Raw genomic sequence first — 12,049 nt, 5'->3', positions numbered from 1 at the left:
AGGTACTTTTTATTTACTTCTGAAATTAAATTTAGAACTATTTTTGATTTAAAAAAAATATTTAACATCTTTTTTTACTGTTTAACATATAGTTATAAATTTGCACATCAGATAAATTCGATGAGAGAATTAATACTACGTCAGAAACAAATATTGTTCTTCATAATAGCAGGAGGACTCAGTGCTATTATGGAGATAGGAAGTTTTAAGATCTTCAGCACATATCTTCCTCAATTTTTGCATTCGGAAACCAATTTTCATGGAATCCATTATCCATTGAGTAATATTTTTTCTACCTGTTGCGGAATTATCAGCAATTATTTTTTAAGCATCTGGTTTGTTTTTGAAAGAGGAAAGCATTCAAAAAGAAAAGAATTTGCCTATTTTATGATTATCTCTTTTATTTCAACACTACTCAGCCTTAGTTTCTTTCAAATATTTTACAGCTTTATATTTAAAGATAATATCAATTTAATTTTTTATACCTTGAGTCCAGAAATTCTGAGTAAGATCGCTGCGATTTTATTGGTTTCAATTCTTAATTATTCTGTCAAGAAGAAAGTAATTTTTAATGGTTAGTTTGTGGTAAAGATTTTAAATTATTTGTGGAGATTCTGGCTTCTGATATTAGCCTTTTTTTTAACGATCATTTTTGGAATACCTGTTTATATTTTATCCTTTAGCAAAAAACACTACAGATATGCCTATCAGTTTATCCGCTTTTGGTGTTACGGAATGTTTTATGGTATGGGGCTTCGCTATGAGCTGATTAATCTTACGGATAAAAAGATTGACAGAAAAAAACAATATGTAGTTATTTCCAACCATACCTCTATAATGGATATTATGCTTCCATGCATTCTATTTCCACATCACCCTCTTTGTTATGTAGGAAAAAAGGAGTTAGTGAAAATTCCTATTTTCGGCACCATCTATAAAAGGATCTGCGTTATGGTAGACCGAAGTAGTGCCAGAAGCCGTGCAGATGTTTATAGAAGATGTGCTGAAAAAATGGAAGAGGGAAATAGTATTGTTATTTTTCCGGAAGGCGGTGTGCCTGACGACACGTCTATTCTTCTGGACGAATTCAAAGACGGACCTTTTACCTTATCTACAAAACATCAGTCTCCGATAGCAGTCTTTACTTTTATTGGCTTGAAAGAAATGTTTCCCTTCGATAATTCTAAAGGCCACCCCGGTAAAGTAAAGGTTTATTTCAATGATATTATGGAGCCTTCGGCATCTCAAAAGGATATGAAAACGCAAGCTTTTAACGAAATAAAAAAAACCTTGCTAGAACGCTCTATTTAAAAGAAATAATTATATTTGTTATTAAGAAATCTTTAACAAACATGTCGAATTATTCTAAACAAACTAATTGGGGACAGTTTATCCCATTAGTCACTGTATTTTTTTTCTGGGGATTTGTTGCAGCAAGTAATGATATTTTGATCCCAGTCTTCCAAAAAGCTTTTAACTTAAGTCAAACCGAAAGTATGCTGGTGCAGATCTGTTTTTATGTCGCCTATACTGTCGGTTCTTTAATTTATATGGTTATTTCTAAAGGTATTAAGCAAGACCTGGTTAATAGAATCGGATACAAAAATGGATTAATTGCCGGGCTTCTTATTTCTGCCGCTGGAACCCTATTATTTTATCCAGCAGCCAATTTGGGATCGTTCCCACTGATGATATCAGGTTTGTTTATTGTTGGATTAGGTTTTTCTTTACAACAAATCGTAGCCAACCCATTGGCAATTGAGGTAGGACCTACTGAAACCGGATCACAAAGGTTAACAATGGCAGGAGGAATCAATAACCTGGGAACTACAATTGGACCACTGATTGTTTCTTTTGCTATTTTCGGATCTGCCGCTGCTGCCAATACAGAAGCGAGCATAGAAAGTGTAAAAACGCCTTATTTAATATTAGGAGTGGCCTTTGTTTTAGTTGCAATCATGCTTAAATTCTCCTCTCTTCCAGCAGTTACTCCAACCAATTTAGAAGACACAGATGACGCTGTTCCGGGAGAACATAGAAAATCAGCTTTTCAATATCCACAGCTGGTACTTGGAATGATCGCTATTTTTGTTTACGTGGGTGTAGAAGTTTCTACAGCGAGTAACTTACCTGCTTATATGGAGAAACATTTAGGTTTTGCAACAAAAGATGTTGCTCCTTACATATCCTTATATTGGGCTTCTCTAATGATTGGTCGTTGGACCGGTGCTGTTGAAGCTTTTGATCTGAGTGCCGGATTTAAAAAGATTTTACGATTTCTAGCTCCTTATTTAGCTTTTGGTGTATTTTTACTAGTAAATGCAATCGCAAAACACGATCTCAATCATTTTTATGTTTATGCGTTTATCATCATAGCAATGATCATCTGTGACATTCTGAGTAAGGGAAATCCAGCCAGGATGCTTCTTATATTTTCCTGCGCAGGAATTACCGCTTTATTAATAGGAATGTTTACTACAGGAATGGTTTCAGTATATGCCTTCACAAGCGTAGGATTATTCTGTTCAACACTCTGGCCTTGTATTTTCGCTTTGGCTATCAATGGTCTTGGCAAGCATACAAACCAAGGTTCCGGATACCTGATCATGATGATTATGGGAGGGGGAATAGTAAGTATTATTCAAGGTTATGTAGCCGACCTCACCTCTATTCATTTCAGTTATATTGTGGGTGTAATTTGCTTTGCTTATCTGGCATTCTATGCAATCCGTGTAAGTGGAATCTTAAGATCTCAGGGAATTGATCTTGACAAAATTTCAAAAGGTAGTGGACACTAAAAATATACATACATATAAGAAAAAAAGATTTTGGGCAGGTATATTACTTGCCCAATTCTTTTTGTTTTTTGCGTTTTCAAAATCACAATTATTCATTTCTGTTTTTGAAAAGTTTTTTGAACTACAAAAGGTATTTCATCAGATTATATTCTCATGGATCCCTTTCTCATTTGGAGATGTTTTATACGTCCTACTGGGCATTGTCTGTGTATACCTTATTTTCCAGCTTTTCAATAGGAAAAAGAGAAATAGTTCCTTACTAAAATTTTTAGTAGTGATTAATCTCTTTTATTTTTCTTATCAGGTTTCATGGGGAATGCTGTATTTTCAGACCCCGATAATTAAAAAATTAAGAAACCAGGAAAGACCCAATATAGAAAAAGCCAGAAGGCTAGCTTTGATATATCTTGAAAAATGTAAATCTACCCGACAACTTGTGTCCGAGGATAAAAACGGAATCTTTGTGATCCGTAATTTAAAAATCATTCAAAAAGAAATTCTTTCGCAACAATTAATGCTTCCCCAGTACATTTCAGATAAAAAAGTAGCGGCCGTAAATTCAATCAAACCGAGTTTATTCAAGGATATAATGAATTTCACAGGCATCCTGGGGTACTATAATCCATTTACTGCAGAAGCACAGTACAATTCCAAGCTTCCCTCTTCGTTTATTCCATTTACTCTAGCCCATGAAACTTCCCATCAATTAGGTTTCGCAAGAGAGCAAGAAGCCAACTTCATCGGATATCTGGTTGGTATCAACTCTAAAAATTCAGATTTGCGATACAGCACTGAATATTTTACATTAAAAAGTCTTTTAAGGTTTATTGCAGAGGAAGACCCTGCGTTTGCAAAAGCAGTAATAAAAAATTATTCTTCTGGGATGAAAAGGGATCGCTTATATGAAAAGAGCTTTATTTTAAAACATCAGGGATGGCTTGATGACTTCTTTGGTTTTACGAATAATTTATTTTTACAAAGCAATCAACAGGAAGGCTCCGTAACCTATTCCTATTTCATTGATTTACTGTTGAATTATGAACAATAAAAAAGAATCGTATCAGGCGATACGATTCTAAAAACACAAATGATGAAAAAAAATTTATTACCTTGACTTGTTCCCTCATTCAAGGCGATGTAAAAGTACAACAATATTTATAAAAACAAAAACATTTTTATTTATTTGTAAAACTTTATGAAAACTTTATGATTTTTTAAGTTTATTTGAGTTTACACCAAATATATGTTTTCTGTAGTAAATTTTACTTTTCAATAAAAAAAAATATCAATTACTGAATTATAATTAAAAAAATAATCAAATAAGGCAATAAAACAAAATTTAGAATTTATCACTTTTATATAAATAACTCTACTTTTCGATAGTTGGAATTTCTATATAACTATCATTATACCATTCAATATTCAATGGTTCTGTAGCATCATCAATTGTTTCTTCACTTACATCCTTTCCAGTACCATAATTGACCTGATATGCTGAATTCTTGTTTACTCCTAAAATTACAACCAATTTACTTCCTTTAGGTATTTTTTTACTAACAAACATCGAATTTACGACCGGAATGGTTTCAATTTTTCCAGGCTCAAGAAGACGTCTTTTTTCTCTGTTTTCAGCGTAGCTGGCCCTTCCAAGAAAGTCGGATAAAAAGAATATTTTATTATCTGGCTTTATCTGGATTAAGGATATTGTAATATCCATATCTTTTTTATTCAAAGCCGCTTTTATCTGTGCATTAAATGCACCACTAATAATAAGATCTTTATCCAATACCTCTGTCTGATAAACAAGAGAATTATTTATCTTTATACTATCACTTTTTCCTACTTTAAAATATACATCTTTATCGTCTCTATTTTTAAAATCAACTGTTTGTTTTGTTGAATTCAATACACCAGATTTATCTTTAGTCAAAACCAATTGTTCATTTTCTTTTTTTGTGAAATAAAGCTTTAGTTTACTATTATGCGATTTTTCTAAGGCAGGTACATGGAGCCACTCATTAGTGTCCATTATTTGAATATTTATCTTGTCTTTTAAAAGTTCAGGTTTCATCCCGTCTTTCAGAATATAATCAAACCAAGAGAAAGCGAGATCGCTTATATTGATTCTGGCCACAGGATCTACTTTATATCCTCTTAATATATTTACACCATAACTTTGAGCTCCTCCATGATCGTAAGGCCCCATTACAACATAGTGATTGGCATTTTTATTATATTTAAGATGTTCCCGGAAATAGTACATCGCTCCAAGCTGATCGTCATCATAAAACCCCGTTGTAGTAAGAACAGGAATATTAATTTTTGAAAAATCTTCTTTGTAAGGGACCATGTCTTTCCAAAATTTATCGTAGCTTGGATGGTCCAGCCATCTTTGAAAAATTTTATCTCTTATACCTTTTACAGAATTAAGAGCTCTAAAGGACTTTCCACTTTTATACCAAGCTGTATTAATAGAATCCCATTTTGCAAAATTCCGGAAATCAGATTCATCTGTTAATTTGTTGTTAGTGACATATGCTATCCATTGCAGCATATAGCTCATAAATACATTATTAGTCATCGGATAATCAATTCCAATTCCTACGGAAACCTGAGGTACAATTGTTTTTAGCGCTGGATGTAGTTTTTTCACGGCTCCCCACTGACTGAAGCCTAAGTAACTACCACCAATCATCCCAACTTTTCCGTTACACCACGGCTGTTTACTGATCCAGTCGACTACATCATAAAGATCATGCGATTCATGCTCGAAAGGCTCTATTTCATCCGGACTATTTCTCTTCCCACGCGTATTTACAACCACTCCGACATAATCGTATGCTACAGCTCTTTTTCCAACAGCATAATCATATTTTCCGGCATAGATATTATTGGTAAGAATAACCGGCAAAGGTTTTTCATTCCCTTTCCTACGCATAATTGTTATTTCAACATTGCCCCCACCGCTTGTTTTTAAATTAAATGACTCAATCGTATATCTTTCTTTGTCTTTTAAAATTAAAAGGTCTGTCACTTTAGATTGAATTTGAGAAGAAACCCTTAGATCCAGGTAACTCATAGCAAGCCCCAATGCTGCCGCATTCGCAATACTATCATTCTTCAGTGCCATCAAGCCTTTTTTCAATTTAGTTCTCTGTAATGGAATATCTTCACTAAAGATTTCAGCCACCCGGAATGAATATTTTTCAGGAAGCTCAGCATATTTAATATTAAAAGCTTTTTCCAGTGCTTTTGGAAAAACCGTTCTTTCATTTTTTTCAATATCTTTAGCTAAAGCATATATTTCATAGTTAACAAATCTGGTACAGGCATATTTACTGTTTGCAAAAACATTTCTGTATTTCCCAATAGTTGTAACGGCGTTTTTAAAACGACCTGCTAAAATTTCCAATTTCAGTTGCTTTTCCAAAGAATCTAATCCTTTAGATTTTTCATATTTCCCAACTGACTTGGCAGCAAAATCTGAAATATTTTTTTCGAGAATTAAGGAATCATTTGCAGCCTTTGCTGGAAAGTATATTTTTTGTGCTGACATGGTATTGATAAAGAACAATACGATAATTACCAGTTTTATTTTCATTTTAATAATATTTATAATATTTGTGATCTTTGATAGAAATAAATTAGTAAAGCCTCTTATCACAAAAATAAGAATAATTCATAACCCGAAGATTAATCTTTCAAAAGATCAATCTAAACACCTGGCTTTCAAAACGCTTTAACTAACATTCGACCGTAATCAACAAAGATTACTAATTTGGTCTATTTGTAAAAAGAATACTTTTATAATATCTGTGTAAATAATCATATATAATCATTTCAAATATTCTTTGATCGGAAGCAAAAAGTCTATTAATGTTCATATGGAATATACTTTGAAAAAAACTTTGCCCCTTAAACTCTATGGATTGATTAATATTGTCAAATACTTGCCTACTGTTAGTAATACTATAAACAATCCTATTTCTTATTGTTCTATAATTATCTGAAAGAAAGTAGTCAATTAATCTAGGCTTAATTTCTCTGTATTTTTTATCCAGTTGACTATTGAGGCTTTTATCAGAATTAAATTCTTTCTTAAATGCATAATTATAGTCTTTAAGCCAACTAAGTTTTTCCTCAATAGAAAGATGAAGCATATCCAATGTTTTATCAATATGAAAAAGACTTAATAAAATTTTCTCTTCATCATCCATATATAAACAATCCAAAACTAAACTACTATTGAAAGAGAATAAGGTTTCTGCGTCTTCAATAGTATGTTCACCGTACCTTTCAATCTCCCTACTATAAGTATCAATGAGAATATTAGAGATTTCTCCACTCACCGTATAATCCTCTAGACTTTTGTTTATTTTTTTTAAAATTTCATCATAGCCTCCAGCACTATTTAATTTTAATCTAACCCGTATATGTGATTGAGGATCATGATATCTGATAAAAAACCATTTTGAAATGATATTGCTTTGTAGAAGATAATCAGCTAAAGGCTTGATTGCTTCATCTAAAATATAATCTGCTGTTTTTATTCCGGTATAGATTTTAAAGTATATCCATTCATTACCAGGAGTAAATTTTCTTATAGTTTCAGTTTCCATCTATTGATTCCTATAAAGAGGAAATATAAACTGATGACTAAAATCATCAGCATCATATAAAAACTCCTCAATGAATATTGATTTTTTGCTTTTTATTGTTTGTACAAAAAGCTTGGCCATTTCGTAATTATCCAGGTTTAAAGTCAAAGTATTATCTGACTTAACCCACCGTATCCAGTTAGGAATTTTTCGAATTTCTCTCCACTCTTTTAAGCTCTGTAAAAACAATTCTTCATCACTAATTAACTGGCTCACGTCAATTATATGCTCATCCGTAATACGCCATTGGGCCTTAGAGAGAATGCTATTCTTGTACTCTACTCTTGGAAGGAAATAATAGATTTTTTTTAAATCCCCCCAATTGAAATATATTCCAACTCTACGATCCTGGGCATTAAGATCGGATAAAAAATGATAAACAGGTAAAGAATGAGCAGAATAATTATGTGCATTGCTCAGATAAGGCATAACTTCTTTATTTAATTTTTTAGAACGCAAGACAATCCTATTATTCTTAAAAGAAATATATAAATCATCAATAAAAATCTGATTCTCTATAGGTAAAGTGGATTGTGCCAGATAAGGAATTTCATATTCTCGTAAAGATGGTCTTCTAATCACATTTCCTATCCTTGCTTCTGGCAAATGAATAATCTCTGCATGAATAACATTCTTATTTAATTCTGATTCTTTTTTAGCAATTGCTTTCGTTAAATTTTTTATATCCGATTTTTCTGAACAAAACCTGCCCAGCAAGTTAGCTGCACTTGCACCTCCGCTACTGGATATGTATAATTTTTCCTGATCTTCAGCAACTATTATTTCAGCCATGAAGGAGATAGTGTCTGGTAAATCTCCCCAATTTTCATCAAAGCCCTCGAAATCTTGATCGGAAAGCTTAATCGCATAACTATTTGTTAGTATGCTTTCCTGAACTTTTTTGTTTAAAATAACCTGAACAGGGTTGAACTTGGCATTCAACTCTGACTTCCTTTTTTCTTCAGGAATTACCAGATCATCTAAATAAGGATGCACTCCTTTGGCACTGGCATTTTGCAAATACCCTATACCAATTTCTGTATCCAGAGCATATAATAATGGAATCTCCTCACTTTCAAATCTATTATAAAATGCTTTTTTAAACCTATCAAAATTAGTATCATTATTTTTCAAAGAGATCTTATTTAGAAAACTGATTGTTTCTTTAAGTTCTTTTTTCCAAAAGACCGGCAATGCAAATTGATCTGAAAAATACATGTCAGTCTGAAAAAGATATTTGTTTTCGTATTCTATTCCAAAACTTTTGATCAGGTTTTCAATCTCACTATAAACGCCAATGTGATTTCCAAAACAATCATCTAAGCCACTCAACTTATCTTTAATAGATGTCAAAACCCCAATTTCAACTTTTGCCCCAATTTTATCAAGTACAGAAATTAGTTCATCTAAAAAATCATTCCCGGAAACATTAGGATCTATTTCACTTATTAAAACCTGGTTTTCAATAAGTTCTTCAACAAAACCGATAGCCTCTGTTATGGTTATATCCTCTTCAATTAGTATTTCTGCAATTTCAATAATTGTTCGTCCTTCCTTTACGTAATATAATACTTTCTTAAGTTCGTCAGAAAGTGGGGCCGATGATATTATATAATCTCTTTTTCCATTATGAAACTCGTATTCAATAAAGCGAATTTTATTTCCAATTATATGAATACTGTTGTTAGGAAAGAATAAAAGCTTACTTTTAATTTCTGGCACGTTAGCTAAATAATCAGCTAATGCAACCAAAAAAAGCATATCCAAATTAGTTTGACGAATTTTCCTTCCTCCATCATGCTTTTTAACAGTATGTTTAAATTCGCCCAATCCTATACCTGAAAACAACCCGAATGGCGTACATCGTGTACTCATACGACCATAATATTTTATTATAGTGCTTTTCAGTTTATCTTGTTTTTTAGGTGCAAGCTTTTTTCCTGAATCCAGCCATTGAATAATTTCTTCGTAAAGATTTGGAGATGCTAGATAAATAGATTCCTGAAAAGAAGGTCGTTTACAAATTTCCATCAAATCTTCATCATTAAAAAACTTCTTATTTGAATTTTCTAGAAATTCTTTATTTGAATAGTGAGGTATGCGGACCACATATTGGTCAAAAAATGAATAGGGAAATTGTGGCATTTATTTTTTTGTATCTTCTACAGGTTGATAGTCTGGATGACCTAGCTGCCAAAAAGCGAAAGCATAAATTAGCGAATTTCTTTCATGAATTTTATAAGCTGGATCTTCTACACCGTGTCCAGAATCCATATTAACCTTCAGTAATGTAGGATTATTAGGCTTCTTATATGCACTTAGTTTTGCAGCAAACTTAACTGATTGCCAAGGCGCAACCCTTGTATCATTCATTCCGGTAATTAATAAAGTGGCAGGGTACTCAACATTCTTTTTAATATGATGATATGAATCCATCTCTAAAAGACTTTTAAAACCTTCCGGATCATCTATATTTCCAAATTCATCAGCATCAGTACCTCCTATACCATTCAGTTTACCCCTTAAAGTATTCAGAGATCCAACCTCAATAATAGCAGCTTTAAATAAATCCGGTCTTTCTGTAATTGCCCTTCCCATTAAAATACCACCTCCACTTTGTCCCCAAACAGCTATTTTATCAGGAGAAGTATATTTTTGATTGATCATATATTCTGTACATGATATCAAATCTTTCCAGGAATTCGCTTTTTTAATTTTCCGTCCATCAAGATGCCACTTTTCACCTTTTTCTCCTCCTCCTCTGACATGTGCTATAGCCATTATACCTCCTTGATTAGCCCAAATTAAATAACTTCTTGCAAAAAAAGGGCGATAAGATTCACCATAGGCTCCATAACCATAAATAAGCATTGGAGACTTACCATCTTTCTTTAAAGCTTTATTATAAATAATAGATAAAGGAATATCTTCACCATCATAAGATTTTACTGTAATTTCTTCTACTACAATATCCTTAAATTCAGGATAATCTATGATTGGAACTAAATTTTCCAGTATAAATTTATCATCTTTCAACTCATACTTATACCGTTGTTCATCATTTGCCCATCCTGAACAATTGATCCATATATCTGAAAATTTTTGGCCTTTCGCCTGTAGATTTATATTTCCACTTACATAGGGAAGCTTTATAAGCTTTTGTTGACCTTTTCTATAAAGGTATAATTTAGCTTCTACTCCATTTTTTGTTGTGGTATAATAAATTCCATCTTTTGTAATTACATAACTTTTAAATACTTCATCTTTATATTCCGGAACTAAAACTTCAGGATTTCTAAAATTTGGATTTTGTGCACTTGTTTTACACAGTTTAAAATTGGAAGAATTATAACCTGAAAGAAAATAAATATCATTCCCCGCCAATCTTACATAAAAAACTTTATCATCTTTTTTATACAGGCTTTTCCAGTTCTTTTTATTTTTGAAAAAATCGTCTTTATTAATAATAAATGTATCCCTATAGTCTTCCGCATCTACTACCATTCCAATATAATATTGATCATCTGGATTAAATGCTAAAATTCCGGGATACTTTTCTGCTGCTATATTTAATTCAGAATTATTTTTTTTAGAAAACACATCTCTTCTGTGATTAGGATCTTCTCCTAGTTTGTGTAAGACTACCTGAGTATTTTTTGCGAATAATTGAGATTTAGGATCAATTACAGGATAATATACATAAAAAAAACCTGAATTATCATCCAGCCATTTAACACCTGCAATGGATGATGGATTTGCATGAGTAATAATTTCCGGGTGGATCGTTCTATCTTTTACTTCCAGTATTATTATTTCGGATATCTCCTTACCCTTTTCTGATAATGAAATTGCTACTCTGCTACCATCCCAGCTCGGACTTATTAGATTGATTTTAAATTCGTTATCCTTCCCGCTGCTTTTTGATGAGGATATAAAATTAATTGGATCATATAGTAGCTCCTCTTTGCCATCATACCCATTTCTACAATAAAGTTTAGCTATTTTTTCATCACCATTTCTTTTTAAGTAGAAATATTTATTATTTTCTATAATTTTCAGTTCTGAAATAAAATAGCCTTGTCTTTTTTCAAGCTCAAGTCTTTTATTCAGATAATAGTTATTCCTTGGGATTTTATCTAGGATAAGATCTGTATAGTCATTTTGAATATTAATCCATCTTTTTGTGTCAGGATCAGTTAAATTTTCTAAATTTCTATATTCATCTACGATTTTAGCCCCAAAATAACTGTCTGTAACAGGGATTGATGGGGCTAATGGTGTTTGTGAATATAAAAAATTATTTAAAATAGAAATAACCAAAAATATTCTAAACTTCATTCTTTATTAAATTATTAGGCAGTTGCATGTATTGTCTCAACTGGCTTGCTTGTATTATTCGGATCATGGCATCCTCCTTCTTCCGTATTTTCAAATCCTATTACAGTGTTCTTAGATCCTCCACCAACAATTTTGCTCAAATTGTTAATTTTCACCATCTGAATTTTTTCCAAAGATAATTTTTTCTTTTTTTCCATTTTTTTTTAAAATTTAAGTTCTATAATTAAGAGTTGCAAATAAAGTAATTTTTTTTAA

The 12,049-nt window shown here is 32.0% G+C and carries 9 protein-coding genes; 4 read left to right on the top strand and 5 right to left on the bottom strand.

All coding sequences use genetic code 11. From position 1 onward, the window contains the following. Positions 1-120: 120 nt before the first annotated feature. The 4 genes from ACNFU2_RS17110 to ACNFU2_RS17095 all read left to right on the top strand — a co-directional run bounded on the left by ACNFU2_RS17110 (position 121) and on the right by ACNFU2_RS17095 (position 3,846). Positions 121-579 (top strand): GtrA family protein, encoded by a 459-nt coding sequence (locus ACNFU2_RS17110; protein ID WP_273650654.1) that lies wholly within the window; start codon positions 121-123, stop codon positions 577-579. Positions 580-582: 3 nt separating this feature from the next. Continuing rightward, the gene (locus ACNFU2_RS17105) at positions 583-1,311 is read left to right on the top strand and encodes a lysophospholipid acyltransferase family protein (RefSeq protein WP_172284212.1); all 729 of its coding nucleotides are present in this window, start codon (positions 583-585) and stop codon (positions 1,309-1,311) included. A gap of 41 nt (positions 1,312-1,352) precedes the next feature. Then, on the top strand, positions 1,353-2,798 hold the full coding sequence (locus ACNFU2_RS17100; RefSeq protein WP_172284214.1) for an MFS transporter: 1,446 nt from the start codon (positions 1,353-1,355) through the stop codon (positions 2,796-2,798). A gap of 61 nt (positions 2,799-2,859) precedes the next feature. Continuing rightward, entirely contained in the window at positions 2,860-3,846 is a 987-nt protein-coding gene (locus ACNFU2_RS17095) for a DUF3810 domain-containing protein (protein WP_306615071.1), read from the top strand. Positions 3,847-4,167: 321 nt separating this feature from the next. Here ACNFU2_RS17095 and ACNFU2_RS17090 read toward each other — a convergent pair whose 3' ends face one another. From ACNFU2_RS17090 to ACNFU2_RS17070, 5 genes are all read right to left on the bottom strand, one after another. Beyond that, positions 4,168-6,399, bottom strand: a complete 2,232-nt coding sequence (locus ACNFU2_RS17090; protein WP_273650653.1) for a CocE/NonD family hydrolase — start codon at positions 6,397-6,399, stop codon at positions 4,168-4,170. Between the two features lie 172 nt (positions 6,400-6,571). Next, positions 6,572-7,417 carry a thiopeptide-type bacteriocin biosynthesis protein gene (locus tag ACNFU2_RS17085; protein ID WP_306614986.1) on the bottom strand — a complete coding sequence of 282 codons (846 nt, stop codon included), beginning with the start codon at positions 7,415-7,417 and terminating at the stop codon, positions 6,572-6,574. After that, a complete protein-coding gene (locus ACNFU2_RS17080; protein WP_273650651.1) occupies positions 7,418-9,601 on the bottom strand; it encodes a lantibiotic dehydratase family protein in 2,184 nt (727 codons plus the stop codon). Next, on the bottom strand, positions 9,602-11,794 hold the full coding sequence (locus tag ACNFU2_RS17075; protein WP_418122413.1) for a prolyl oligopeptidase family serine peptidase: 2,193 nt from the start codon (positions 11,792-11,794) through the stop codon (positions 9,602-9,604). Between the two features lie 14 nt (positions 11,795-11,808). Next, positions 11,809-11,991 (bottom strand): hypothetical protein, encoded by a 183-nt coding sequence (locus ACNFU2_RS17070; protein ID WP_172284227.1) that lies wholly within the window; start codon positions 11,989-11,991, stop codon positions 11,809-11,811. Positions 11,992-12,049: the final 58 nt, after the last annotated feature.

It is taken from the genome of Chryseobacterium sp. PTM-20240506, from assembly GCF_048296755.1.
GTDB lineage: Bacteria > Bacteroidota > Bacteroidia > Flavobacteriales > Weeksellaceae > Chryseobacterium > Chryseobacterium proteolyticum.
This window is presented reverse-complemented; position numbering and strand designations above follow the sequence as displayed.